At 41.4% G+C, this 26,745-nt stretch carries 21 protein-coding genes; 5 read left to right on the forward strand and 16 right to left on the reverse strand.

The window, feature by feature from the left end:
• Positions 1-105 precede the first annotated feature (105 nt).
• Complete coding sequence (locus tag RMZ42_RS33405; RefSeq protein WP_322675462.1) at positions 106-501, forward strand: hypothetical protein; 396 nt, start codon at positions 106-108, stop codon at positions 499-501.
• Positions 502-631: 130 nt separating this feature from the next.
• Here the strand turns inward: RMZ42_RS33405 and RMZ42_RS33410 are convergent, their stop codons facing one another.
• From RMZ42_RS33410 to fraC, 3 genes are all read right to left on the reverse strand, one after another.
• The gene (locus RMZ42_RS33410; protein ID WP_322675463.1) at positions 632-1,411 is read right to left on the reverse strand and encodes an ABC transporter permease; all 780 of its coding nucleotides are present in this window, start codon (positions 1,409-1,411) and stop codon (positions 632-634) included.
• A gap of 179 nt (positions 1,412-1,590) precedes the next feature.
• The gene (gene fraD / locus RMZ42_RS33415) at positions 1,591-2,598 is read right to left on the reverse strand and encodes a septal junction protein FraD (RefSeq protein ID WP_322675464.1); all 1,008 of its coding nucleotides are present in this window, start codon (positions 2,596-2,598) and stop codon (positions 1,591-1,593) included.
• A gap of 60 nt (positions 2,599-2,658) precedes the next feature.
• Positions 2,659-3,198 (reverse strand): filament integrity protein FraC, encoded by a 540-nt coding sequence (gene fraC, locus RMZ42_RS33420; RefSeq protein ID WP_322675465.1) that lies wholly within the window; start codon positions 3,196-3,198, stop codon positions 2,659-2,661.
• A 366-nt stretch (positions 3,199-3,564) separates the two neighbouring features.
• On the opposite strand from fraC, the gene RMZ42_RS33425 reads away from it, so the two are divergent.
• Entirely contained in the window at positions 3,565-4,701 is a 1,137-nt protein-coding gene (locus RMZ42_RS33425) for a cob(I)yrinic acid a,c-diamide adenosyltransferase (protein ID WP_322675466.1), read from the forward strand.
• 84 nt (positions 4,702-4,785) lie between these two features.
• Here RMZ42_RS33425 and RMZ42_RS33430 read toward each other — a convergent pair whose 3' ends face one another.
• The 3 genes from RMZ42_RS33430 to RMZ42_RS33440 form a co-directional block, all read right to left on the reverse strand.
• A complete protein-coding gene (locus RMZ42_RS33430) occupies positions 4,786-5,754 on the reverse strand; it encodes a PleD family two-component system response regulator (RefSeq protein WP_322675467.1) in 969 nt (322 codons plus the stop codon).
• Positions 5,751-9,968, reverse strand: a complete 4,218-nt coding sequence (locus tag RMZ42_RS33435) for a PAS domain S-box protein (protein WP_322675468.1) — start codon at positions 9,966-9,968, stop codon at positions 5,751-5,753. The genes RMZ42_RS33430 and RMZ42_RS33435 overlap by 4 nt, the downstream gene beginning before the upstream one ends.
• Positions 9,969-10,574: 606 nt before the next feature.
• On the reverse strand, positions 10,575-10,811 hold the full coding sequence (locus RMZ42_RS33440; protein ID WP_322675469.1) for a hypothetical protein: 237 nt from the start codon (positions 10,809-10,811) through the stop codon (positions 10,575-10,577).
• 618 nt (positions 10,812-11,429) lie between these two features.
• On the opposite strand from RMZ42_RS33440, the gene RMZ42_RS33445 reads away from it, so the two are divergent.
• A complete protein-coding gene (locus RMZ42_RS33445; protein WP_322675470.1) occupies positions 11,430-12,440 on the forward strand; it encodes a cyanophycin synthetase in 1,011 nt (336 codons plus the stop codon).
• A 65-nt stretch (positions 12,441-12,505) separates the two neighbouring features.
• Here RMZ42_RS33445 and RMZ42_RS33450 read toward each other — a convergent pair whose 3' ends face one another.
• From RMZ42_RS33450 to gatB, 10 genes are all read right to left on the reverse strand, one after another.
• Positions 12,506-12,856 (reverse strand): hypothetical protein, encoded by a 351-nt coding sequence (locus tag RMZ42_RS33450; RefSeq protein ID WP_322675471.1) that lies wholly within the window; start codon positions 12,854-12,856, stop codon positions 12,506-12,508.
• A 689-nt stretch (positions 12,857-13,545) separates the two neighbouring features.
• Positions 13,546-14,028, reverse strand: a complete 483-nt coding sequence (locus RMZ42_RS33455; protein ID WP_322675472.1) for a YbjN domain-containing protein — start codon at positions 14,026-14,028, stop codon at positions 13,546-13,548.
• 345 nt (positions 14,029-14,373) lie between these two features.
• A complete protein-coding gene (locus RMZ42_RS33460) occupies positions 14,374-15,231 on the reverse strand; it encodes a nitrate ABC transporter ATP-binding protein (protein ID WP_322675473.1) in 858 nt (285 codons plus the stop codon).
• 160 nt (positions 15,232-15,391) lie between these two features.
• Complete coding sequence (locus RMZ42_RS33465; RefSeq protein ID WP_322675474.1) at positions 15,392-15,652, reverse strand: hypothetical protein; 261 nt, start codon at positions 15,650-15,652, stop codon at positions 15,392-15,394.
• A gap of 84 nt (positions 15,653-15,736) precedes the next feature.
• Positions 15,737-17,737, reverse strand: a complete 2,001-nt coding sequence (locus RMZ42_RS33470; RefSeq protein ID WP_322675475.1) for a nitrate ABC transporter ATP-binding protein — start codon at positions 17,735-17,737, stop codon at positions 15,737-15,739.
• 127 nt (positions 17,738-17,864) lie between these two features.
• Positions 17,865-18,704 carry a nitrate ABC transporter permease gene (ntrB, locus tag RMZ42_RS33475; RefSeq protein ID WP_322675476.1) on the reverse strand — a complete coding sequence of 280 codons (840 nt, stop codon included), beginning with the start codon at positions 18,702-18,704 and terminating at the stop codon, positions 17,865-17,867.
• Positions 18,705-18,786: 82 nt separating this feature from the next.
• Complete coding sequence (locus RMZ42_RS33480) at positions 18,787-20,169, reverse strand: CmpA/NrtA family ABC transporter substrate-binding protein (RefSeq protein ID WP_322675477.1); 1,383 nt, start codon at positions 20,167-20,169, stop codon at positions 18,787-18,789.
• A 575-nt stretch (positions 20,170-20,744) separates the two neighbouring features.
• On the reverse strand, positions 20,745-21,695 hold the full coding sequence (locus RMZ42_RS33485; protein WP_322675478.1) for a hypothetical protein: 951 nt from the start codon (positions 21,693-21,695) through the stop codon (positions 20,745-20,747).
• Between the two features lie 456 nt (positions 21,696-22,151).
• The gene (gene argJ, locus RMZ42_RS33490) at positions 22,152-23,393 is read right to left on the reverse strand and encodes a bifunctional ornithine acetyltransferase/N-acetylglutamate synthase (RefSeq protein ID WP_322675482.1); all 1,242 of its coding nucleotides are present in this window, start codon (positions 23,391-23,393) and stop codon (positions 22,152-22,154) included.
• 653 nt (positions 23,394-24,046) lie between these two features.
• Complete coding sequence (gatB, locus tag RMZ42_RS33495; protein WP_322675479.1) at positions 24,047-25,522, reverse strand: Asp-tRNA(Asn)/Glu-tRNA(Gln) amidotransferase subunit GatB; 1,476 nt, start codon at positions 25,520-25,522, stop codon at positions 24,047-24,049.
• 129 nt (positions 25,523-25,651) lie between these two features.
• Between gatB and RMZ42_RS33500 the strand changes: the two genes are divergently transcribed.
• Both RMZ42_RS33500 and RMZ42_RS33505 read left to right on the forward strand, forming a co-directional pair.
• A complete protein-coding gene (locus RMZ42_RS33500) occupies positions 25,652-26,179 on the forward strand; it encodes a DNA topology modulation protein (protein ID WP_322675480.1) in 528 nt (175 codons plus the stop codon).
• A gap of 165 nt (positions 26,180-26,344) precedes the next feature.
• Positions 26,345-26,644: a hypothetical protein gene (locus RMZ42_RS33505; RefSeq protein WP_322675481.1), complete on the forward strand. Its 300-nt coding sequence runs from the start codon at positions 26,345-26,347 to the stop codon at positions 26,642-26,644.
• Positions 26,645-26,745: the final 101 nt, after the last annotated feature.

Consider the following 26,745-nt stretch of genomic DNA (forward strand, 5'->3'; position numbering starts at 1 on the left):
TCCTTGTTTTCCCTGAATTCACTTCTTGGCAACCTTGTCAATGCGTAAGTCCTAGATTTTTAATGGGGCATAGTAACTGTATAAATATTACAAGTAACTAAATTTATGTCTTTGAGAAAACGTACATCCCGCGTTCTAGAAAATGCTGAGTTAAGATTTGCTGGACTCAAAGCAATTGATGCCAATCTGGATCTTGGAGAGACTTGTAATTTAAAAATACTGACAGAACTAATTGAGCAATTACGCAGCAAGTTAGAAGCTCATAATACTGCTCTCAGCACGATTGACTCTTCCAAAGTAGAAATTGAAGAGTTAGAACAAACCTTGGGTGGTTTCTCCGAAAAAATGCTCATGGGAATCGGCTTTAAATATGGCAAAGATAGCCGCGAATATGAGATGGCTGGTGGAGTTCGCAAAAGTGAACGTATCCGTAAAAGCAGAGCAACTCGCTTGAAAACTATTGCACAAAAAGCATCTAGCCAAGGCACTCAACCCTTGTAGATGTGTAAACAATACAGTTTGGATAGCCAGGAGCAGGGGAGCAGGGGAGAAGTTGCACTAAGTCTTTCCCCTGTGCTCCTCTGCCCCTCTGCCCCTCTGCCTCTTGTGCCCAATGCCCAATGCCCAATGTCTAAAATTCGCGTTGTGAAAAGATCAAAATAGCGATCGCTAACAACATGGCACTATAAAGTAAGCCATAACCAGCATTCATAATCAGTGCAGTAGTGTCAGGTAGTGCTTGCAGACCATAAACGGCATCATTTTTCAAATCTAATCGAGATAAATCTGGTAAGAAAAGAAACAAAGCTTGAGTTAGACGTTCCATACCAGGGTTACGGCTCAGACGACCAAGTTGTACTAAATCTTGAGTAATATTTCCGATTAAATATACCGCAAAGGTTAAAACAGTCGCTAGCAGAGAAGCAGTAAAAACACCAAAGGTAATAGCCACGGCAGTAATTAATGACAACTGCAAAAATAAGAAAATTCCAGCAATTAGAATGCTTGCCGTAGGATGAGGAATATTACCAATTTGCAGAAATACCAGATAAATTACTGTCATCGTGGCAACAAGTACAGCTAGAACTGCGGATAAACCCAAGTATTTGCCGACGATAATTTCGCTGCGACTAACGGGTTTGGCAATTAATACTAAAATAGTGCGTTTTTCAATTTCTTTATTAATTAGTCCCGTACCAATAAATATCGTAATAATTAACCCGATGGCATTCATCGCTGCCATCCCAAAGTCTAAAAACATTTTATCTTCAGCCGTAGCTGCAAATTCAGGAAGGACGCGGAAGGCAGTGGCAAGTACTAGCGCATAAAAACCAATAATATATAAGATGCGATCGCGTACCACTTCCTGAAACACATTCTTTGCCAATACAAAAATTCTGTTAATAGTCATTTGTCATTTGTCATTGGTCATTTGTCATTGGTCATTGGTCATTGGTCATTTGTCATTTGTCAGAAATTATTATTCTCCCCTCTGCTTCCCCTGCTCCTCTGCCTCCCCTGCCTCCCCTGCTCCTCTGCTTCCCCTGCTCCTCTGCCTCCCCTGCCTCCCTTGCCCCTCTGCCCCACTCGTCACTGCTGCGGAGGTGGTGAACCAGAAATTAATTTACTGGCGCGATCGCATTCGATTTCTGCAACTGTAATCTTATTCTCGGAATTATTGGTTGCTGCAACTGGTTCAATGCGACAAGATTTTTTTAAGTAATAGCCCCGTGGGTTAGAACTCGGGCCTATCCAAATACTTAATAAATCTAATATATATCCAGACTTAGTATTAGCTACACGTGGTTCAACGCGCCATAGTTCCTTCTCTTCATATTTACTCAGGTTCTTTTTAATAATTTCCCTGCCCAGATTTCCTACCCGCTGTTTTGCATCTAGCAACCATTTTTCTACTTCTGACCAAGGTCTTTGGGCTATTTGCTCTACTACTATTGGTTGAAGTTTCTGGAGAATGATAACGCCGTTCTTGGGAATTTTTACTAATTCTTCTGTTCTAGGAACAAAGGTACTATGTTTAAAAGTATCTGCCTGCAAACTGGGATATTGTCGTAACCAATTATCCGTCACAAAGTGAAACTGAATCCAGCAACTTAGCAACATACTACTAGCAACTAAAATTATGATTCTTTGGCGATCTTGTGGTTTAGGAATGCGAGCTTTTGCATCGGTATCATTTCCTTCGATAAACTCTGGTATTGCCGTAATTAGTGCTGAAATTGTCGGCCAAAAAACGATTGTTCTGGGTGTAATTATATCTCGTTGATCTCCAAATGCAAAAACACTCACTAAGAATCCAGTGATTACTGCCCCGACTGGCATAAAAGTACCAGGAACCCTCAAAGGATCTTCAGTTGTATACCAAGCTGTGCCGGCAATTAAAAATAACCAACCGAAAAAGGCAATTACATCTTTGATATAACCTGTGGCACAATATGAAAGTATCCAAGAAAAAATACTCAAATAAATAAATGTCTGCCAAGAATAAGCTTTAGGTGGAATTAATATTTTTCTAATTCCCGCATAAAGCCCTTCAACAAATTTAAAAGCCCCAAAGGCATCTTTTAGTAGCGTATTCATATTCCTCCTTACACCTGATTAATCAATATTTTTTCTCTGAATTAAACAAGTAATTTCTTGCTATTTTGAACGAAATAATAAAATAATAGTTATTGCAGTATAGCTTAGAGAGTTTGCTATTAGTATAGTTGTAACTAAATTAGTATTTTGGAAATTCAGGGTGGTAAAACGACGCCGTTGCAAGCGTTGGGATGTTTTAGGTTCCTCTTCATTGGGAGCAAATGATTCATTTAATGAGAATAACAAGACCCTTAAAATGAAAAACTTCATCAAAAACGTAGTAAAAAAAATTATACAAGCAGTTAAAATAATTAAAGGCTGTGTGTTCGGTGATTTAAAATTATTAAAAAACATATAGTTAATTAATTCTGATTTTATTTGTATTGGCAACATTGGTTCTGATACAAAAAATATGAACCAACCAATTACGCTAGAAAACAGATTGATAGAAATTGCATAAAAAGTACTGGTTTTTTTGTCAAATTTTAGTCGAGAATGCAAAACATAAGCTTCGATGGGGATAGCAATCAGTACAAATAAAAAGTCAAACAGAAATCCACCAATGGGAAAAACCCTGGGAAGCATCCAATTGTCAAGCATAAATGTTTAGGGGTAAGGGTTAACTGTAGTGAGTATAACTGGGATAGTAAGGGTGATGGGGGAAATTATCCCATTGTTCTTGTCCTTTACTATGCGAGTGTGCCAGTATTCCTCTATTAGACTTCTTCCAGAAGTGGGGAAAAGGGTAAGGGGTAAGGGGTAAAGGGTAAAGGTATGGAATTATTCCTTCCCCTTTAACCTTTCCCCAACCGGAAAGCAAAAGTTACTTTTGCTTTCCGGTCTATTGATATTGTTAATAGAGCGAACTAACCCTTGTACAAAGGCGTTAGAGGGGCAGTTTCTCTACCTGAGAGTACAAGAGGTTAGGTAAGATTAAAGACTGCCATAGTTATAGCTTTTCCAGAGATGACAAGGAACGGTATTGGGATTCGGACGGCGCAAGTGCGTCAAGAACGGCTTATTGGTCAAATTCACGTTTACGATGGTCTGGGTAAAGGTAAATCTCAAGCGGCTTTGGGAGTGGTTTTGCGCTCCATTGGCTTGGGAATAAATACGCCTAGCAATTCTAATCGTGTTCTACTGCTGCGGTTTTTAAAAGGGCCAGAACGTGATTATGACGAAGATGGCGCGATCGCAGCTTTACAACGCGGGTTTCCCCATTTAATTGACCAGGTTCGCACTGGGAGAGCGGAATTTTTTGGACATGAGGAAATTACCACTTTTGACCGAGATGAAGCAATGCGAGGTTGGGATGTCGCCAAAGGTGCGATCGCTAGTGGTTTATATTCAGTTGTCGTCTTAGATGAAATTAACCCAGTTCTGGATTTGGGTTTGCTACCAGTGGATGAAGTGGTAAAGACATTAAAATCCAAACCCCAAGAGTTGGAAATCATCGCCACTGGACGCGCCGCACCGCAAAAATTGCTCGATATTGCAGATTTGCACTCAGAAATGAAACCTCATCACCACCCAACAGCCAAAGCTCTCTTCCTGGAAGGGATTGAAATTTATACTGGTGCTGGTAAAGGTAAGTCTACTAGTGCTTTGGGCAAAGCTTTGCAGGCAATTGGTAGAGGAATTAATCATCCAGGGTCTACCCGTGTATTGATTATGCAGTGGCTTAAAGGTGGTAGCGGCTATACAGAAGACGCCGCGATCGCCGCTTTGCAGCAGTCATATCCAGAAGTAGTGGATCATCAGCGTTGCGGTGGAGATGCGATCGTCTGGCGAAATTCCCGACAAGAATTAGATTATGTAGAAGCCGAACGAGGTTGGGAAATTGCAAAAGTTGCGATCGCCTCTGGATTGTATAAAACTATTATTCTCGATGAACTCAATCCCACCGTTGACTTAGAATTACTCCCCGTTGAACCCATTGTCCAAGCTTTACTCCGCAAACCCCGCGATACCGAAATTATTATCACTGGCCGTTGCCAAAATCCACCCGCATATTTCGACTTGGCTAGCGTCCACTCAGAGGTTTATTGCCACAAACACTATGCTAATCAAGGCGTAGAACTTAAACGAGGGGTAGATTTTTAAATGGGGCATGGGGCATTGGGCATTGGGCATGGGGCATTGGGCATGGGGCATGGGGCATTGGGCAGATAACTGAATGTTGGCAGATTAGCGGGAATTTGTACTTTCGGGTAGTAAAATATTTTGCACAAAGCGATCGCGTCCTGCTGCCTTTGCTTGATACAACGCCCGATCCGCTGCGGCAATCATTTCTTCTAAGTCAGAATCTGGCTGAGGAATTTCTGTCGTAAACCCAACACTAATAGTTACATGAGAACTAACTTGGGAATTTTGATGGGGAATTGCTAGCGCTCGGACAGCATGACAAATTTGGTCGGCAACATGAATCGCCCCCTTAGTGTCTGTGTTCGGTAAAATCACAGCAAATTCTTCCCCACCATAACGGGCAACTAAATCTCCGGGACGTTTAATAATATCTTTGATGGCTTGAGCAATTTTTTGAAGACAGCGATCGCCTACCCGATGACCATAGGTATCATTATATAATTTGAAAAAATCAACATCGCAAAGAATCAGAGAAAGCGGACGTTGCTCGCGTTTTAGACGCTGCCACTCTTGGGAAAAATACTCTTCAAACCGTCGGCGATTGGCTACTTGAGTTAATCCATCGATAGTAACTAATCGCTGCAATTCCAGATTCATGGTTTCTAGTTTTTGCTGTAACTGAGATTGCTGAATCAAGCGTTTTACCCGTTGTCGCAAAACTGGCCAGTGAATCGGTTTGGTAACAAAATCCATTGCTCCCACTGCAAATGCACGGTCAACTGACTCTTGATCTTCCAGTCCTGTAATCATTAAAACTGGAGTATGCTTGTTACAATCCAGAAGTTCCAACTGAGTGCAACACTCGAATCCATCCATATCCGGCATTATGGCATCAAGGAGTACTATATCAGGGTGCAATTGGTTAAAAAGATTTATTGCCTCTATGCCATTTTGAGCTTCCACTATTTGATAGCCTTCCCGCTCTAAGAAATGCCGCAGTATCATGCGAATAAAAGGTTCATCATCAACAATTAAAACTAAAGATTGGCTTTCTTGAGCAGTGGCTTTCATGGTGCTTCCTTCGCGAGTTCTTTTTCTAAGGCAGTTTTAACTTGTTCATATTCCTGATACAGTAGTGAAAGTAATTCTAAATTGTTTTCTAAGTTACTGCTGCGTGCTTGTACTTCTAACACCTTGCAAAGGTGTGCCAAAGCGATCGCTCCAATAGAAGCACTGCTGGACTTGAGTTTGTGTGCTGTCTGCCATATAGTCTGGATATCCTGAGTTGCGATCGCTGTGCTGATATGTTGCACTAGTCTGGCTGTCTCTGTAAGATAACACTCAATTAGTTCAGCAAATGCCACACGATCTCCTCTAAGCATAAGCTGCAAGGATTGCAGGATTTTGGCATCAATTTTGGTACTTTTTAATATTTGGTTTTGCCCTGACTGTAAGATATTTGACGAAGGTTGCAATTCTAGACCCATTACTTCCCCTTGTTGTTCGATGGAAGTGAATTCAAAATTTCTTTGGGGTGAACATTTGCTGAGTGCCTGAGCTAACTCTTGTAGTTGAATGGGTTTGCTAATGTAGTCATCCATACCAGCAGCAAGACAAAGTTGGCGATCGCCCCGCATGGCATTGGCAGTTATGGCGATGATATAAGGACGAAAACCCACCTCCCATTCTTGACAGATCCTCCGAGTTGCTTCTAAACCATCCATTTTGGGCATATGAACATCCATCAACACTACGTCAAATCGCTGTTTTTGCAGAGCTGCGATCGCTTCTAGCCCATTGCTGACGACCTCTGCGCCATAACCTATTTTCTGTAGCATCAATAGAGCAACTTTCTGATTAACAACCGTGTCCTCTGCCAGAAGAATTCGCAGTGGCAGCCGATGGACCAAATGCCGATCTACCAAGGGAAAATGAGAAATACTGCCGAGGATCGGCTGATTTCCCAAAACACGAGTCATAACATCGTAGAGTTGAGAGTGTTTGATGGGTTTACTCAAAGCAGCAGCAAACTGGACATCATTAAAATCAGAAAAAGTTTCTACTTTCGCTAAAGAGGTCATAATTACCAAAGGCAGATTTTGACAACCAGATTGCTTGCGGATTTGACGAGCTAGAGTTATGCCATCCATTTCCGGCATCTGCATATCTAAAATAGCTATATCAAACTGTGTTCCCTGAGCAAGTTTAACTAAAGCTTCTTTTCCAGATTTGGCAGCATAAGTTTCCATCTTCCAAGACTCAGCTTGCAAGCTAAGAATTTGGCGATTGGTTAAATTATCATCCACAATCAATAGTCGCTTGGATGCAAGCAGGGTTGAAGTGCTTAATTCAGCTTGTTCTGATTGAGCAGCCACTTTGGTAATAATGGTGAAGTAAAATGTTGAACCTGGTGAAGAGTCAGGAAATGATAATAATTTTCTCTTATCCCATCTAGGGCTAGAATTACCACCAACAAACCCCTGGCTTTCTACCCAAAGAGTGCCGCCCATCATCTTACTGAGCCGCTTACTAATCGCCAATCCTAGCCCTGTGCCACCGTATCGTCGAGTCATGGAGACATCAGCCTGAGTGAAAGGTTGAAATAATCGCTCTATTTTCTCTGGTGCGATACCAATACCTGTATCTTTGATTGCAAATTGAATTTCGTAGAGAAGTTGCTCTTTTTCAACAGGTATCGGGGATTGGGCATAAGAGGCAGAGGGGCAGAGGAGCATAGGGGCAGAAGGGAAAGACTTACTGGTACTTCTTCTTTTCTGCTCCCCTGCTCGCCAGTCCCCAATCCCCAGCTCAACAGAGAGTAATACTTCTCCGGTTTCGGTAAACTTGATCGCATTATTGAGAAGATTCATCAAAACTTGGCGCAGACGAGTCAAATCACCGACGATCTCAATGGGAACTTGGGGCTGGATCAGATAAACTAGTTCGATATCCTTTTGGGCAGCTTTCGGAGCTAAAAAGGAAATAGCCTCCTCCACACAAGCTCTTAAACTAAAAGGCTGTTCTTCTAATTCCAGTTTGCCCGACTCAATTTTGGAGAAATCTAGAATATCGTTGATGATGGTGAGTAAAGTATCTCCGCTACTGTGAACTATTTCCAGAAAGTCTTGCTGTTGAGGTGTAAGGTCAGTATCCAGCAATAGACCTGTCATGGCAATAACAGCATTCATTGGAGTCCGAATTTCATGGCTCATCATTGCCAAAAACTCACTTTTTGCCCGATTTGCGGCTTCTGCTTGACGTTTTGCCTGCTCCAAGGCAAAGTTTTTCAAGGTAAGTTCTTCACGTTGGCGTGTTTCTTGTTCCAGTAAGTGAGCATGTGCTAGAGCAATACCTAGTTGAGCCGCCACAGCTTCTAGTAATTCGATTTCGTCTTGTGTCCATTGGCGAAAATAGCTGCACTGATGTAAACCGATCGCTCCATTGGGTTCTCCTTGATAGGAAGTGCGGATTGACAGCATAGACTTCAGCCCAATTTCTCGGCAGATAGGCTGAACCATTTGCAGTAAAGGCTCAACGTAGACATTTGGAGAAGCGATCGCACTTTCTTGGGTCATCATCTGCTCGACATGGGGATTGTTAGTCATAGGAACTTCCAATTTCAATACAGAGCAGTAACCAGGGAGTGTATTATATTCTGCTACTAGGGGAATTTGCGGTGTGGGGTTACTAATGTAAGAGTGGATCAGACAGCGATCGGCAGCAAATGTTTGTCCAATTTGGGTAGCAGCTGTCTCAAAAATTTTTTTGGTATCAAGACTTTGACGAATTTCCTGAGTAATTTTTTCAAGTAGTAAGGTGCGATGTAATTGCCTTTGCAGTGCCTCTTTAGCTCGTTTGTTTTCAGTAATGTCATGATTGATGCCAACAGTGGCAACAGTTTCCCCCTGTTCATCCTGTAAAGCGACTACGGTTGTTTCGCAAATTCCCTCACTGCCATCTTTGCGAATAAAGTGTATTTCCCCTGACCAGCGTCCTTGCTGGTTGACTGTTGACAAAATTTCGGCGCTTAATGTTGCGGCTACTTCCGGCTGATGCAAAATACTGGGATGTTGAGCTAAAATCTCGGCTTTGGTATAGCCAAACATACCTTTGGCAGCAGGATTCCAGTCAATAATACTTCCGGTTAAATCTGTGATAATTACGCCATCATGCATATTTTCAAAGGTGAGAGCTTGCCGACGTAGATTGGCTTCGGCTTGCTTGCGTAAGCAAAGCTCTTTGTAGACATCGCTAATATCTCTCTGAATGCCAATGAAGTGGCTTAACTCACCATTGTGATCATGAATCGGAGAAATACTCAATTCATTCCAAAACAAAGTATCATCTTTGCGATAGTTGCGGAGAACAACTTTGCAACTTCTTCCAGCTTGAATAGATGAGCGCAATTCATTAAGTGCTGGTTGCTGGGTATCTGTGCGTTGCAAAAATCGACAGTTTTGCCCAATTACATCAGTAACACTGTAGCCTGTTATTTGCTCAAAGGCAGGGTTAACGTAAATAATGGGATTGTAGGCGATTTTGGCATCGGCAATCATAATTCCATTACTGGTAGCGGCAAGTGCCCTCTCCCTCAGCCTCAAGGTTTCTTCAACCAGCTTTAAATCAGTAATGTCAAACATAAATCCCCTCAGCCCGATCGCAGTTCCGGCTTCCTCAACGACACTAACAATGTCTCGCAGCCAAACAACTCGCCCATCAGCAGCTAACATCCGATATTCCAATTCGTGATTTTCGCACCTAGCAGCTGCTTCTTGACAAAAACGAACAGACTTTTCCTTGTCATCTGGATGCAGATGATTAACCCAAAAATTTTCCTCGTACCACTCTGCGATCGGATAATTTAGCAAGTCTACCGCTTGTGGCCCAACATAAATAAATCGCCAAGTTTTCAAGTCCAATTCCCAAGGGATGACTTTGACAGTTTCCACCAACTGTCGCAAACGATTTTCACTGGCGATCAGGGCAATTTCTACCTGTTTCTGTTCAAAAATCCTGTGAGTTAACTCCTGATTGATTGCTGTTATTTGTTGATTTCTTACTTTCATTGCCAAGGCAAAATAAATTGATAATGTTAGCGTGACAATAACTAATAACCCTGCAATCAATTCTACTTGTGTTGATAATCCCGGATTTTGGATTAAAAGTCTCTGCCAGAGTAGGAATACAGAGATTGAGAAGAAAATCCCCAGCAACAGGGCAAGTAATTCTTGTTGACGAAAAAATCTCACAGCTTTGAACCAGTTATATAGGTGCTGTTTTTCCACTTATTAACTCTCTAGAATTTTCAGGGCTTATTGCACTAACTTTTACTTTTAAGTAATCTAAAATATCAGTAGCAAGGGGGGATTTACGGAATTTATTTTTAGTTAATATATCAATATGTTTATGTATTTTACGAAAAGTTTAATCATTTCTAATTATAATTACACTTGTTTTGATACCAATTATTTTATTTATGAATACGCATAGTAAAAAATCCCACCACCTGCGGCACATCTCCTTGGTAAGGTTGGCAGGGGCCAAAACAATGTGCAGCTTCACCGAAAATTAGTATGAGAACTGCTAATTTTCAGTAGTACAGCCTGACGTTAATTGAGATGGTAGAAGGTACTAGAAACCAAAAGATCCCCAACTTCTTGAAGTAAGTCGGGGATCTAAGCCTCTTGCTGGAAAGCAAATTAAATATAGTGGTTCGCGCAAATTTTAAGTAGACTACGCCTGCGATCGCAACAAAAGGGTAATGAAAATTCAAAACCAGATTGTAGAGACGCGATTTATCGCGTCTTGATTTATCGTGTCTTGAAAGACCAATAACCCTTAAGCCAAGCATATTGGACTAAAAACAAGGGTTAATGCCATTCGCTTGTACTTTAAATTGCAGCTTCTTGGCGTTGACAATCAAAAACAACCATGTAGGAAGCATCTGGTATTTCTTGAGGAAGGTGTCGCATATAGCCATCGGCATCAGAACGGCTGCGGAAGCGAGCAACAATCTCCCGTTGCGTATTAGGAAGTTGACGAGCGATCGCCCAAGAATTGAGGCGTTCTTTATACGCAAGAGTTTGATTGTCTGATTGGGAAGTTTTGTTATCCGTATTTTCTGGCATAATTATGTTAACCGTATGAAGTTTAATGAAGGGCGTTAATTAGTTTCTAGGTAGGAATGCACCAACGCTTTTTTTAATGCTGCTGCCACCTTGTTATTCGATTATTAATAAATTGTCAACACTGAAGCCTATATTTTAGACCAATCAAGTTCAAATTTTCAGGTGGCAATGACTCTCAAAGCCTTAAGTTGCAATTGTTTCCAGGACACAACAATGTTCTAGCAGAAAGTTTGAGAATTATTAGGTTTGCATTATTTGTATGTATACACATAAGTAAAGTCCGCATCAGTGCTAAAACAAACATTAATGTCTGAAAAAATACTATTTAAAAGCTGAAGAGAAAATGAATAATATACATAGAATTAATCAGCACGTACACACTCTTAATTTTTCCATAGTGTGATTAGTAAAGCTACATTGCAGGCATTTACATTTTTTATAGTTAGTTGAGAATAATTAAATTTTCAGAGTTTATTGAAATATTCAAAAATGAATTTTCCTTCAGCTTTTGACTAGAGTTTTAGGGACAAAGCATAGTGCAATTGTTGAAATTGACAATTCTTGACTAATTGTCACAAAATAGTTAAAATCTTTTCGACGAAATTATGGTTATCGATAATGAAAACACCATTTTTAACATCAATAATTCAAAAAATAGCAGAGGAAATAGAAGCAGTAGTTTTAATAGACCCAGAATGCACTTTTATGGGATTGATTACATTTAAAAACGGCAATAAAACCTTTTTTCGTAATACCAGGTTTAGTATTAATTCTTTTGGCTCAGTGGCAATTGCTAAAGACAAAGCAGTTTCAAACTTTTTTTTGAATAAATTTGGCTATAAGGTTACTGAAGGAAAAACGTTTTTTAGTGACGAATTATGCGAAGAGATAGCTAATTCTAGAAATATAGATGCAGGATTTTATTATGCTCAGGAGTTGGGATTTCCTGTAATTGTCAAGCCGATCAATCTTAGCCAAGGAATGTTTGTTACCAAGGTTTACAATAAACAAGAATATTACCAAGTAGCTAAAAAAATCTTGCAAAAAATCTCAGGATTTATTGTTGAGCGATTCTATAGTGGCAATGATTATAGAATCGTAGTACTTGATGATGAAGTAATTTCGGCATATCAAAGAATTCCTTTATCGATCGTCGGAGATGGTCAATCTACTGTTTTGCAACTTATGCAACAGAAGCAGGAAACTTTTATCAAAAATGGTAGACAAGAAATTATAGATTTTGAAGATTACAGAATCCAAAAAAACTTGCGAAGACAGAAGCTAAATTTTAGTAATGTTATACCTAAGAATAATATAGTTTATCTTTTAGATAATGCAAATTTATCAACTGGAGGTGAGGCAATAGATTTCACTGATAATATCCATCCTGATTTTAAAAAATTAGCAGTAAATATTACAAAAGATATGGAGTTGAGATTATCAGGTGTGGATATTCTTGCTAGTGATATAACCTCACCAATGGAAGATTATACAATTATTGAAGTAAATGGCGCTCCTAGCTTAACTCACTATGCGTCATTTGGTGAAGTTCAGACAAAAAGAGTCGAAAATTTATATCTCCAAGTTCTCAAAATACTTGAGAACGAGAATAACAGAGTAAATAATTGATTTTGACTGGAGGCAAAGCAGAGGTTGCTCCCCTCCTGAATTATTTTTCAATTCTAACGATTTCTTCACCACTCCTTATTTAGCAGGGATTCAAATTCAGCTTGTAAGGCGGTTATATCCGCCAACCTTGTGACTAGTAAATTATCCTTACCAGCATCATTTAAACGCACTTTCCAATAACGAATACTGTCTGAGTTATTCAACCAAAACTGAATCACGGTATCTACCACTTGATCCAAATTCCAATCCCACTTTGCTGGAACTGATTCTACCGATTCTAAAAATGTATCTAGCGTACACGTATGCATTCCCAAGTATTCCACACCTTGGTGGGGTGGTTTTTGCTCGTTTTGCTGTTGCTGATTAAAAAACTGCAAAAGTGGAGATATTCCTACAATATCAAAAGTGTATTTCATGCCACTACTCCCAATTTTATATTACTGACAGGAAATATTTAGTTTTTTCTATTTCTAAAATAATATCTGGAAAGGAACTAAAGCATCTACAAAAAGTGTAGTTTTGGTCTATATCATAGGCGTTAAACTTCAACTATAAATTAGCACTTACAAGCATTGAGTGCTAATATTTATTTGAGAGTTTGATTGATTACTAAAAAGTTTCAGGCATTAATTAAAGGATGCATATATTTTTAATAATTATTTAATTAGTTATGTTACGACTTGTAAAGCCTCGATCCTCCCTAACTCACCTTTTGAGGGCTGGTGATTACCAATAAAGCGGCTGTGTAATGAAATCAGTAAGCCAACACATAACGTGGATGCGATCGCGTCTGTCAAGCAAACCGCCTTTCTGGAGCGATCGCACCCAAAATGCAGATAGGATCAAGTCAAAGAAATATAAACCCAAATTAAATTGGCAGTCAGTTCTAAAAGTGTCACTTACTAGACTGGCCTTTTGATTGAAGCAGTGATACTATCTAATTGTGTGAGGAGCAAGTTAAAAATAAAAAGCGCCTGGGGTGGAAACACGGCAACACTCCCAGGCGCTTTTTAATTGGTACACAGAAAAAAGTCTTTGCAGATTTCCCCAAACCGGATTGCTATACATCGGATGTAGCAATAGCCCAATCAAAATCTAAAATTCCTTAAGCCGCACCAAATTCAGATTGTAAGGCTTCATCGTTATTATCAGCGATCGTTGCCACAATGGTAATTAGCCGAGACACTTCGCCAGGAGATAACTCTGCTAAGGTGCGTGTCGATATTACAACCACTCGGTTTTCAATAATACCGAAACGCGCTTCAAAAGTACTAGAGCAGTTCAACTCCAAAAGATACCGCATCAACTTAGGTTCATCTTTGGCAGGTAAATTTAGCACCGCAGACCAAACCGTTATTGTGTCTTCATCGGTTGTGCCGTTGAGTTGGACAAATACTTCCACGCTTCCATACTTAAACTTCCAGAGATAACCACCCTCTGGAGTGTGGCTAACCATCGCACTATCATCTTGTTCCAAAGAGTCGATGACATTTTCAATTACCTCAAGATGGTTAATGCTCGTCGTCTCGCCGATTAAAGCATTAACGGATTCGTTATTACTAGTTAGGGTTTCTGGGTAGCTGGTCATACAGATTTTTTCTCAACATACTCGCTCTACACATACTTTATAACTTGTAGAGGTAGTTGTAAGGGCAATCCATGAATTGCCCCTACTGATTGCATGGTTCTTCCCGCTACCATCTGGTACTATTTTGCAAAAATGAGAATAGACTTCCTGGCATTTGTCGGGGCAAAGGGGAAAGGGAAAAGAAACTCAAAATCCTTTCCCTTTAACCTTTTTCTTTTTCCCTAAGAGTGCAAAAATATATTTTTGCAAGAGACTTCATGAGTGGAACTCACAAGGAACAATAAAAATATCTCTTCCCACAGTCCCCAGTCCCTATTTTTAAGGCAGGTCTAATGACGATCGCGCTTAACCTACATCATCATGGGCAAAGCGGTTAAAGAGGAAGTCTAGGGCATAGTTACGCAGTTGGTAATATTGGGGATCTTCCATGATGCGGCTGCGATCGCGCGGACGAGAAAAAGGAATTTCCATAACTTCACCAATTTTCGCGTGGGGGCCATTGGTCATCATTACCAATTTGTCTGCTAAAAATAGTGCCTCGTCGATGTCGTGGGTAATCATCAGCACTGTACAACGGTTATCGCCCCAAATTTTGAGCAATTCTTCTTGTAATTCTTCTTTGGTAATCGCATCCAGCGCCCCAAAAGGTTCATCTAAAATTAAGACTTTTGGACGAATTGCCAAAGCACGGGCGATAGAAACTCTTTGTCTCATCCCGCCGGACATTTGCATTGGTTTCTTTTCCATTGCATCAGCCAGTCCCACCATTGCCAAATGATCGCGGACGATCGCTCTTTTTTCAGCTTGTGGTTTATTGGGATAAACGGCGTTAACAGCTAAGTAGATGTTTTCAAAAGCAGTCCGCCACGGTAGCAAGGCGTAGTTTTGGAAGACAACCATCCTGTCTGGGCCTGGTTTGGTAATGGGTTCTCCTTCGAGTAACACTTGCCCGGAGGTGGGAAAGTTAAAACCGGATACCATATTTAACAGCGTCGATTTGCCACAGCCAGAGTGGCCGATGACGCAAATAAACTCCCCCTGTTCGACGTTGAGGTTAACGCCGTCGAGTACAGTGAAGGGGCCTTTCTTTGTCGGATAAACTTTGGTAACGTCTTTAATTTCTAGGAAAGGTCTGCGACTGGTGCTTGTAGTGGCGAATGGTTTTTCTAGTGTGTTTGTAGCTGTTGAGTTGCGGTTTTGCATGGTATTTGGTATTTGGAGATTAAAAAGCTTAATGTAGGCGATGTGCAAATGAATATTCTGACCTCTCTCTAAATCTCTCTCTTCAAAGGAGAGAGACTTTGAATTTTTCCCCTTCCCTTGTAGGGAAGGGGGTAAGGGGTTAGGTCTTTTGCTGGTTTTTTCAGATGATGTAAAAAGTCAGATCGTTAACGGAGATAAAAGGTGGATTCATCCGGTTCAAATACTCGTTAACGGAGTAAAAAGGTGGATTCATCCAGTTCAAATACTCGTTAACGGAGTAAAAAGGTGGATTCATCCGGTTCAAATACTCGTTAACGGAGTAAAAAGGTGGATTCATCCAGTTCAAATACTCGTTAACGGAGATAAAAGGTGGATTCATCCAGTTCAAATACTCATTAACGGAGATAAAAGGTGGATTCATCCAGTTCAAATACTCGTTAACGGAGTTCAGAGGTTCATGGATGATATCCTATTTCTCCCACTCCCTCTTTCTCTCACGATTTTTTTATGAGGCGAGTCTCCTTCTGGGTGCATCAAGAACAACTTCCGCGACTGAAAAATCACGTTTAATTTTCAAGCTGTTGAGATAAGCGATCGGATCGTCGGCGTTAAAGGGAGTACCATCGAACAGTTTGATCGGTTGGCGAATATAGCTGATATCCAAACCTAATTCCCGTGCGGCGGTACTGAAAACACGCACGCGACACACCCGTTCCACAACTTCTACCCAATTTCTGGGGAAGGGAGTATCACCCCAACGCGCCAATTGACTCATAATCCAAATTTGCTCAGTACGGCTGGGGCGGTTAATGGCGGACTCAGAATAAAACTGGTGATGGGCATAATCCCGCAACGGATGGTCTAAGTCACAGGTGAGACTATCTGGATCTTCGAGTTGAATGTATTCTAAATCAGTGCTGACGTAATCTCGCCCTGCTAAAATTTGCCGAATTTCTTCGGTATTTTCGGGATTTGCACAATACTGACAAGCTTCTAACAAAGCTTTAGTCAAGGCGATATGCGTATTTGGATAATTTTCTGCCCAATCTTCCCGCACACCAAGAACTTTACCTGGGTGTCCCAGCCAAACTTCTAAGTCGGTAGCGATGGTAAAACCGACACCTTCCACAGCCGCGCGGTAGTTCCAAGGTTCACCTACACAGTAACCATCAATGCTTCCAGCTTTTAAGTCAGCTACCATCTGCGCTGGGGGAATGGTCTTCATATCCACATCGCTATCGGGGTCAATTCCACCAGCCGCTAGCCAGTAACGCAACAGCAAGTTGTGCATCGATGCGGGATGCACTACGCCCATTGTGTGCCGTTGTTCGTGGGTGAGAATCAGGTGATTTCTGAAATCTGATAAGGTTTGCACGCCTTGGTCGTAAAAGCGTTTTGCCAAGGTGATGGCGTTACCGTTGCGAGTCATGGTAAGGGCAGTAACAACGGGTAGAGGTTGGTTATTATGTCCTCCCAAAGAAAGCCACATCGGCATCCCTGAAGGCATTTGAGCCGCATCCAAGTAACCACCACTTATGCCATCTTCTATACCCCGCCAGCTACTTTCGCGCACCAGGTTAACTTCATCTAAACCGTGCTTGAGAAAGAAGCCTTTTTCTTTAGCAACAGCTAAAGGGGCGCAAGCTGTCAGAGGTAAAAAGCCAATTTCTAGGTTAACTTTTTCTAATCCATGACGGGCAATGTCGGCAGTTTTCCGCGCCCGAATTTTCTTGATGCGTTTTTGCTGATTGAGGAAGTAAATCATCTCACTCCGCAAGCTGTAGTAGCTGGGATGTTCTACTACTTCCATCCGCTTCCGGGGTCTGGGAATATCTACTTCTAAAATGTCGCCGATTTTAGATTCGGGGCCGTTGGTTAACATCACGATTCTGTCAGATAACAGCACTGCTTCATCGACATCATGTGTCACCATCACGGCGGTAACTTCATTTTCTTCGCAGATTTGCATCAGTTGTTCTTGCAAATTGCCGCGTGTGAGTGCATCTAATGCACCAAATGGTTCATCTAGCAAGAGTAATTTAGGACGAATCGCTAAGGCGCGGGCGATCGCAACTCGCTGCTTTTGTCCACCTGATAACATTCCCGGTTGTTTATCAGCATGAGGACGCAAACCCACCATATTTATATGTTTTTCGACAATGGCTTGGCGTTCGGCTGCGGGTGAACCTTTCATTACTGAGTCCACAGCGAGGGCAATATTTTCTCTTACCGTCCGCCAAGGTAATAGCGAATAATTTTGGAACACCACCATTCTGTCTGGGCCGGGTTTGGTGATTCTTTGTCCTTCGAGAGTGACAATACCTTCAGTTGGCAAATCCAAACCCGCAATCATATTTAACAGTGTGGATTTACCGCAACCGGAGTGACCAATCAAAGAAATGAATTCTCCTTTTTTAATTTGGAGGTCGATTCCTTTAAGGGCAATATATTTGCCACCACCAGTTAATTCAAAAACTTTTTCAATTTGATCGACAGCTACGAACATAGGGGATAGGGGATAGGGGATTGGGGATTGGGGATTAGGGATTGGGGATTAGGGATTAGGAATTGGGAATTAGAAATTGGGAATTAGAAATTGGGAATTAAGAAAATTCTTTCCCAGTCCCCAGTCCCTATTTTTGCTCTGCTGGTAAAATCTTGTTTTGCAGCCAACCCATCGCTTTATCTAGAAGCAACCCAACAACGCCGATATAAACTAGAGCTAAAATTACTTCGCTGACGTTGTTATTTTGATAGGCATCCCAGATAAAAAAGCCGATGCCGACAATACCGGACATGACAATTTCGGCGGCGATAATCGCTAACCAAGCTAAACCGATCGCAATTCTCAATCCAGTAAAGATGTAGGGTAATGCCGCAGGAATCAAGATATTGGTGAAATATTCTTTGCGGCTAAGTTGCAGAACTTTGGCGACGTTGTTGTAATCTTGGGGAATTTGGGTAACGCCAACAGCAGTATTAATTAAGATGGGCCAAATGGCGGTGATGAAAATTACGAATAAGGCTGCGGGTTCGTTTTGTCGTAAAGCTGCTAAAGAAATCGGAACCCAAGCTAGAGGTGGTACTGTCCGCAGTAGTTGAAAGATGGGGTCTAAAGCTTTGGACATGGTTTTATTAACCCCAATCAAAATGCCCAAGGCAATACCAACGATCGCAGCTAGGGTATAACTGATGGCAACTCGTTGCAGACTAGCGAGAATCTGCCAAAATAGACCTTTATCAATGCCACCTCGGTCATAAAATGGCCAGAAAATTAGAACCCAAGTGTCTTGGATAACTTGTATTGGCCCTGGTAATGTGGCTCCCGGAATCCAAGCGAAGAGTTGCCAGAGAATCAGGAAGATGGCGATCGCGATCGTTGGTGGTATCAGGTCAGGAAATTGCTTTTTCAGGCTGGAGATAAAGCTATTATTCAATCTAGGGCTTGCAGGGCGTTTTTGGGCGAGTGTCATGATGCTGTATTCTCCGCAAATTTTATTTGTTATTTGTTTTAGACGCGATGAATCGCGTCTCTACAAGAGGTTAATCGTGCCTCTAAATACTGATTTTTTTGATTTTCAAACTCTTTAAATATTCTTCTGGCTTTTCAGGGTCAAATTTGATGCCATCAAAAAACTCTTCTACACCACGGGATGTATTTGTAGGAATATCAGCAGTAGCAATCCCAGCTTCTTTGGCAGCTTCTTTCCAAATATCTTCACGGTTGACTTTGTTGATAAGTTCTCTAGCCTTAGCAGCATTATTGTCTACGTAATCTTTTGGTAAGAATCCCCAACGAACGTTTTCAGTGATAAACCATAAATCGTGACTTTTATATGGATAAGAAACATTACCTTTTCCATCTTTCCAATAGTAAGCAGCCATTGATTTATCATCAATTTTGCGACCATCGCCCATGTCATATTTGCCTTGGTATGGATCTGCGAGAATTTCGGGTGACGAAAGATTGAAATAATTTCGTCCAGCCAGAATTTCAGCCGCTTCTTTGCGGTTGTCAAAATTATCTAACCACTGTTGGGCTTCCATGATTCCTTTTAAAATTGCTTTGGTAGCCTTGGGATTTTTATCAACCCAGTCGCCTCTCATGGCAATATATTCTTCAGGATGATTTTTCCAAATTTCTGCGGTTAATGCTGCTACATAGCCAATTTTTTCTTGAACAAGACGATAAGGCCAGGGGTCGCCTGTACTAAAGGCATCCATTGTTCCTGTTTTCATGTTGGCCACAGTTTGCGCTGCTGGTACTGTGAGCAATTTGACATCTGCATCCGGGTCTAAGCCGCCTGCTGCTAACCAGTAGCGAATCCATAAATCTTGGTTGACATGGGGAAAGGTAAATGCAGCTGTGAAGGGTGTTGAAGATTTTAATTCCTTAAGCAAAGACTTAGCGCTGGCGAGTTGTAAACTAATACCTTTGCCTTGGTGCTTGTTTGCGATCGCAATTCCATTTCCATGCGTAATCAACTGACATAATACATACATGGGAATTTTTTGATTCCCCTTGGTAATTAAACCTTCTGTAATTAAATGTGGCATTGGCATCTGCCATTGACCGCCATCTATACCACCACCAGCAGAACCAATTTCTACGTTGTCCCTTGCTGCACCCCAAGAAGCTTGTTTGGAAAGGTCAACATTAGTCATCCCATACTTGGCAAAAAAGCCTTTTTCTTTAGCAATAATTAAAGGAGCCGCTTCTACAATGGGAATATATCCTAACTTAACTGTAGTAGTTTCTGGTGTTTGTTCGGGGCTAATATTAGCAACCGTTTGAGCAGTTGGCTGTGCTTGAGAGCTTCCACCAGTCAGGTTTTCAGGAGGATTACCCAAACAGCCTTTGAGCAATACAGCACTCGCAGATACTCCGGCTGTGAAGATGAATTTGCGGCGAGAAATTTGATTAAAAAATTCTGTCATAAATATCTCCTGAAAACGTAAATGTTATTTTTTATAGCTATGACAATTTAGGCAAAAAATCTTGGTTTCTTGCATTATTAATGATTAATCAAGCTATATTTTGCCAAGCGATCGCAGCCATTTCATGAATGAAATAGCTAGGTATATAAAAACTCGGTTAAATTATTGGCTCTGCTTTTATAGTGTGATGCAGAGGTGTCATTCACCTTGTTGAAATCAGTTTACAGCCTTTGAAGCCGAAATTGTTAACTTGGAGTCGAGATTATTAAATAAATATTAGATTGGATGTATAAGGAAAAGTTTATCTATTTTAGTTAACTATAGGAAGAATTTCTAATATATAAACTCTTATTTATGATGAGTATTATGTTTACCTTATGATTTCCTGTCTTCACTTCTTTTGTAACTTAATTTTAATAGTTATTTGTCATATATAAGTTTTTATTTATCACAACCATTATGTTATCCCTATAATTTAGGAGCGCACTGCGGTGAGAGCAAGATGGTAAGGCTGGGAAAGTTGAAGACCTAAGCAAATACCCCAAATAGGTGTATTTATTATCTTGCGATCGCAACTATCTGCCGTTTCCAACACCACGAATAAACCCTGTCTCTTTAAGCAGCAGCCGTAGTTCTTTGTGACGAAGTTTAGTGTCTTTGTTGTTATTTACCCACATATCAGAAAAGAAGTCTTGCATCAGCGCAATGATACTGCGGTACTTGATGATGCTGGCAACATAAAACTTATCTAACTTCATGGCTCCATCAGCATGTATCTGCTCAATGTTATCGAGTAATATAGACCGCAGTTCATAAGGTTTTAAGCCTTCTTTGATGCCATATTTTTCCATAATCCGGCGTTTATCTTTCTCCGAACACAAATCATACGGCGATCGAATCAGATGACCAAGATTCCGCAAGACTTCTCCGTAGTCATAAAATGTGTTCTGCTTAAAAAAAGATTCTTCATCTTTAGTCAACGTAAAACTCTTATCAAGTACCAAACCAAAATCGGTCAAATATGTCTGCTTCCCGTCGGTGAGAATATTGCGAAAATGTGCGTCAAAGTGGATAATTCCCTTCTTTCTCAAAAAGGTAATCGTAGTGCATAAGTCATCCAGGGGTTTCTGAAGTTTGTTGGGGTTGTCTTGCAGCCATGTTTCCAGAATATGTGGTATGTATTCTAGAAATAGAACCAACTCATAGTTAGCGATCGCTCTATCTAACATATAATTCCCGGCGTTGGCACTATTGCCCCAGTACTCCACATAATCTTTTAGATGTTCCATATCGACATCCGCACGCCGCCCGGAGAAAGGAATAATCCGATAATGGTACATCAGTGGGAAAGTGGCAATTACGCCCGACAATACCCAGTTAGTTGTCTTGATATGGGTAACAAGTTCCCGGAAGACCCCAAAACCGGTAGAACCGAAGCCGTAATTACAGTAAGTCGGCAGGTCATAGAGGTTTCTGGTGGAGAACAGATTGTCAAATTCGATGTTTGTAACCGGAACACGTTTCACAAAGACCTTGGATTCCTCAAGGACGATGATGTGATTCATCCCCCAACCCGTACTCGACTCATTCGACTCACTAGTGTCAAAGAGAGAACGCAATTGTGTACTATCCAACTGAGCGATTTGTGAACTGAGCTTGAAGTATCTCTTCCTTCTAAGTTCTATATGCTTCTTAGGCATTTTCTCCCATCCAGCCACAGCATGAGAAAGCGTAAGACTATTGTGATACCAATTCAATTAACGTGAGTTCGACAAGCCCTTTTTTGACCTCTCCCCCAACCTCTCTTGGACACAGAGAGGGGAGCCAAAACCCTAATTTATCGTTGCTCCTCCCTCTCCCCGTGGGAGAGGGAGGTTGGGAGGGAGAGGTTCATCGAACTCACGTTCAATTAATGATTGCAACACATCCTTGGGTAAAGACGCGATGAATCGCGTCTCTACAAGGCAAACAATTGGAGTAGTTCAGGTAGTGTATTCGGCGTTAATTTTCACGTAGTCATAACTCAAATCACAACCCCAAGCTTTACCTACACCATAACCATTGCCAACGTTAACGGAGATTGACACTGTATCTTCTTGAAGATAAGCACCCATTGATGCTTTTTTCAAATAAGCACTTGCTGCTGCACGGTCAAATTGCAGAGGTTGTCCATTTTCTAACATTAAGAAATTCCCTAGCTTAATTTGCAGGTTTTCTTGCTCAAAGGGTACACCTGCACGTCCGGCAGCGGCGGCGATGCGTCCCCAATTTGGATCGCGTCCAAAGATTGCAGATTTAACTAAGGATGAACCGGCGATGGTTTTGGCTATTTGTCGGGCTGAAATTTCATCATGGGCCCCTGTTACTTCTACTTCTATTAGACAGGTTGCACCTTCACCATCACGAGCGATCGCTTTGGCTAAATGCTGGCAAACTGCTGTTAACATCGCCTCTAATTTCTCTGCTTCTGCGCCCCATTCTGTAATTGCTGGGGTGCGAGATTGACCGTTTGCCAAGGCAATTAAGCTGTCATTGGTGCTGGTGTCACCATCCACAGTAATGGAATTAAAGCTTCTATCAGCTGCCCTGGCTAACATCTGCTGCCAAAGATGAGGCGAAACCACGGCATCACAAGTCACAAATGCCAGCATGGTTGCCATATTGGGGTGAATCATGCCGGAACCTTTGGCAATGCCGCCAATTCTTACCGGGCGATCGCTTATAGTTGTCTGTAGAGCAATGGATTTTGTTACCAAGTCTGTAGTAATAATCGCCCCAGCAGCAGCATCTGAACCTGTTGCTGATAGTGCTGCTACTACTTTAGGAATTCCACTTCGCAAAGCATCCATCTTAATTCTTTGACCAATTACACCAGTGGAAGCCAATAACACAGATTCAGACGAGATGTTCAGGGCTTGGGCTACTGCTAGAGCAGATTCTAGGGTATCAAGGTTGCCTTGAGTTCCTGTCGCGGCGTTTGCTTGTCCAGCGTTGCAGAGGATGGCACGAGCGCTTTGTTTGGCTTGCAAGCGTTGGCGACAATATTCTACGCAGGCAGCTTTCACTTGGCTGGTGGTAAATACACCAGCTGCGATCGCTTCCACCTCTGAGAATATCAAAGCTAAATCTGGCAACCCCGAAGGTTTCAATCCTGCGGTAATTCCCGCCGCCTGATACCCCCTTGGCGCTGTGATACCACCTGTGATTTTTTGCCAATCTGCCATCATTCTTCCTTTACAACTATCAGGTTAGATAGGTCAATATGTACTTTACAAAAGTGCCTTGGAAAAGTTCTCAGTGCTGAGTTAGGAGTTAAGAGTTATTAGTTTTGCCCTACTTCCCCAGTCCCCAGTCCTTTTTATTGTGAGTTTATTTGCTGATGGCAATAATAATGCACCAGTTGGCGATTGGCATAATTGTTTTTACCTTTCTTATGACGAAAAACTAAAACAAAAAAAAGAGAGTTACTTGGGTTGCTCTGTAGATCGTTAGGATACATCTACTTACTAATCTCTCTCATTTACTTTTTAAGGGTTAATACTTATTTATTGAGGCTATTTCTAAAAATTTTGAAATTTATCCGTAAATACCACGAAAATAAAATAAAAAAGAGAGCTACTTAGGCAGCTCTCCAGATCATCAGGGTGCATCTACTTACCACAGCATATCATTTTACGTATGAGGGTTGTCACCAGCTTTTATATGAAGATTGTGTGAAGCAAGACCGGGAAAATACTTAGTCGGGGAATTGGGAATTGGGCATGGGGGATTGGCAGAAGAGGCAGAGGGGAAAAACCTTACTGAAACTTCTCCCCTGCTCCCCTGCTCCCCTGCTCCTCCTACTTCCTCACCCAGCAAAGCTAGCTTGACCGAAACTCTAAGCGTTCAGTTTTTTCTCGACCAATTCGTTAGTCAGCTTAGGATCGGCACGTTTGTCTGTCTTTTTGAGAACTTGTCCGACAAAGAAGCCTTTGAGGTTGGTGTTACCGTTGCGATACTTTTCTAGTTCTTTGGGATTGGCGGCTATGACTTCATCGACAATAGGTTCCAGTACACTAGGATCGGTGATTAACTCAAGACCAGCAAAGGCTTTTTCAGGAGAAATACCACTAAGCAAATCTGGCAACTTTTGTTTAGCTTGAGCATTGCTAATTTTGCCCGTTTCAATGCGAGTGATAATATCTGCTAAATTGGTGGGAGTCAGCCCGATTTGACTAATAGTGAGTTTTTGCTTATTGAGGTGGGCGGCAATATCTTGAGTAATCCAGTTGGCAGCAGCTTTGGGATTTGCTCCAGATGCGATCGCAGTTTCAAAATATTCGGCTATTGAACGATCTTCTGTTAACACTCGCGCATCGTAAGGGGAAAGCCCCAACTCATTTTCATAATGATGGCGTTTTTGGGCTGGTAATTCTGGTAGTTCGCTACGCCATTGCTCTAATTGTGCATTTGACACCTCGATTGGTGCTAAATCTGGTTCGGGGAAGTAGCGGTAATCACTAGAACCTTCTTTCACGCGCATACTACTTGTGCATTGAGCGCCTTCTTGCCACAGTCGAGTTTCTTGGATGATGCGATCGCCTGCTTCGATGGCAGCGATTTGGCGTTCAATTTCGTAGTCAATCGCCCGTTGGATGGCGCTGAAGGAGTTCATGTTTTTTATTTCTACCTTGGTGCCAAATTCCTTTCGTCCTACTGGACGCACGGAAATGTTGACATCGCAGCGCAGAGATCCTTGTTCCATGTTGCCGTCACTTACGCCGAGATACCGGACAATCCGACGCAACTCTTCGGCATATTCAGCAGCTTCTAGTCCAGAACGCAGATCGGGTTCGGAAACAATTTCTACTAATGGGATACCTGCGCGATTGTAGTCTACCAGAGAATAGGAAGAACCGGAGAGGCGATCGCTACCTGCGTGTACCAATTTTCCAGCATCTTCCTCCATGTGCAGACGTGTAATGCCAATGCGTTTGCGAATTGGATTACCCTCAGCATCTACCAACTCAATTTCTAACCAACCGTGTTCTGCGATCGGTAGATCGTATTGAGAAATTTGGTAATTTTTCGGTAAATCTGGATAAAAATACTGTTTACGGTCAAATTTGCTATATTTAGCGATTTGACAATTTAGTGCCAAACCAGCTTTGACGGCGTATTCTAATACTTTTTCATTGAGTACAGGTAAGACCCCAGGTAAACCCATACAAACCGGGTCAATGTTAGTATTGGGGTCAGAGCCGAATGCCGTAGAGCTATTAGAGAAAATCTTGGTGTTGGTACTCAGCTGACAATGGGTTTCTAAACCAATAATCGCTTCATACTCAGTTTTTACGGTCGTAGCAGTGGTCATAATATCAATAATTTGGGCATAATCCTTGTAGTGGTACTATTGTAGCGGCGTATTGAGTTGCCCTGAAGACGGTTATTTGGGTGAGCAATGCTTACCTCTTGAGCTTGAAAAGGGAGATGCACATCTAAGGTGAAGAAAATCTTAATCATTGGTTCTGGAGGTGCTGGTAAATCTACCCTGGCCCGTGAATTGGGAACCATCTTAAGTTTAGAAGTGATTCACTTGGATGCTTGGTACTGGAATCCTGGTTGGGTTGAGACTCCAAAAACTGAATGGCAAAGTATTATCCAAGACCTAACCCGACGAGAATCTTGGATTATGGATGGTAATTATGGCGCTACTCTCGACCTTCGTTTGTCGGTTGCAGATACGGTAATTTTTTTGGACTTTCCCCGGCTTTTATGTTTATCGCGAGTAATTAAACCTCGCTTTATATATGCAGGACAATCTCGATTTGATATGGCATCAGATTGTCTTGAAAGATTGAATTGCGAATTTCTCAAGTATATCTGGTCATACCCAATTACTCATCGCCCTGGAATTTTAGAAAAACTTAGTCAATTCACACCAAACCAGCAAGTTATTATTCTCCGCAAACCAATAGAAGTCAGAGAGTTTTTGCAAAATATTTCCCACAATTCAGATTTACTCAATTGATTGTTATTAAAGTTATCTGAAAGAATATTGCACTTACTAGCAAAGAAACGCTATAGGTAGAGTGGATCTTGCTATTTATGTGCTAACTAATTACCAGTACCCAAGGATAAATTACTATAATAAGGTATTAAATTGGCAAATTTATGTCAGGGATCAAATAAAATTATGATTGATGTCAAAACAGCAGTAAATGCTGCCTATGGATACATAAAATCCATACAAGACATGATGGGTTCTTCATTAGGAGATTTGAGACTTGAAGAAGTTGAACTTTCTGAGGATAAAAGCTTCTGGTTGATTACTCTAGGGTTTGATATTCCTAAAAAAGCTCCTAAAAGCCGATTGGAAGACTTAATTCCTTCTTCTCTTGCTTCTACCCCTGTGTTGTATGAACGAGAATATAAACTTTTTAAAGTGAATTCTCAAACTGGCGAAGTAGAAGCAATGAAAATTAGACAAGTATGAAAGATATGATTAATTCCCTAATTCGTCGTTATCACCAAAAGGGAATTTTGGCGTTGCATAATAGAGGGATGAATTGAGGTCATCTACTGTGCAATGTCCAT

The sequence above is a fragment of the Nostoc sp. DedQUE05 genome, from assembly GCF_034530955.1.
Lineage (GTDB): Bacteria > Cyanobacteriota > Cyanobacteriia > Cyanobacteriales > Nostocaceae > Nostoc.

Coding starts and splice junctions, on each gene's coding strand:
- RMZ42_RS33405 (WP_322675462.1), top strand. CDS start 106: ATGTCTTTGAGAAAACGTACATCCCGCGTTCTAGAAAATGCTGAGTTA.
- RMZ42_RS33410 (WP_322675463.1), bottom strand. CDS start 1,411: ATGACTATTAACAGAATTTTTGTATTGGCAAAGAATGTGTTTCAGGAA.
- fraD (WP_322675464.1), bottom strand. CDS start 2,598: ATGAATACGCTACTAAAAGATGCCTTTGGGGCTTTTAAATTTGTTGAA.
- fraC (WP_322675465.1), bottom strand. CDS start 3,198: ATGCTTGACAATTGGATGCTTCCCAGGGTTTTTCCCATTGGTGGATTT.
- RMZ42_RS33425 (WP_322675466.1), top strand. CDS start 3,565: ATGACAAGGAACGGTATTGGGATTCGGACGGCGCAAGTGCGTCAAGAA.
- RMZ42_RS33430 (WP_322675467.1), bottom strand. CDS start 5,754: ATGAAAGCCACTGCTCAAGAAAGCCAATCTTTAGTTTTAATTGTTGAT.
- RMZ42_RS33440 (WP_322675469.1), bottom strand. CDS start 10,811: ATGCCAGAAAATACGGATAACAAAACTTCCCAATCAGACAATCAAACT.
- RMZ42_RS33445 (WP_322675470.1), top strand. CDS start 11,430: ATGAAAACACCATTTTTAACATCAATAATTCAAAAAATAGCAGAGGAA.
- RMZ42_RS33450 (WP_322675471.1), bottom strand. CDS start 12,856: ATGAAATACACTTTTGATATTGTAGGAATATCTCCACTTTTGCAGTTT.
- RMZ42_RS33455 (WP_322675472.1), bottom strand. CDS start 14,028: ATGACCAGCTACCCAGAAACCCTAACTAGTAATAACGAATCCGTTAAT.
- RMZ42_RS33460 (WP_322675473.1), bottom strand. CDS start 15,231: ATGCAAAACCGCAACTCAACAGCTACAAACACACTAGAAAAACCATTC.
- RMZ42_RS33465 (WP_322675474.1), bottom strand. CDS start 15,652: ATGAATCCACCTTTTATCTCCGTTAATGAGTATTTGAACTGGATGAAT.
- RMZ42_RS33470 (WP_322675475.1), bottom strand. CDS start 17,737: ATGTTCGTAGCTGTCGATCAAATTGAAAAAGTTTTTGAATTAACTGGT.
- ntrB (WP_322675476.1), bottom strand. CDS start 18,704: ATGACACTCGCCCAAAAACGCCCTGCAAGCCCTAGATTGAATAATAGC.
- RMZ42_RS33480 (WP_322675477.1), bottom strand. CDS start 20,169: ATGACAGAATTTTTTAATCAAATTTCTCGCCGCAAATTCATCTTCACA.
- argJ (WP_322675482.1), bottom strand. CDS start 23,393: ATGGCAGATTGGCAAAAAATCACAGGTGGTATCACAGCGCCAAGGGGG.
- gatB (WP_322675479.1), bottom strand. CDS start 25,522: ATGACCACTGCTACGACCGTAAAAACTGAGTATGAAGCGATTATTGGT.
- RMZ42_RS33505 (WP_322675481.1), top strand. CDS start 26,345: ATGATTGATGTCAAAACAGCAGTAAATGCTGCCTATGGATACATAAAA.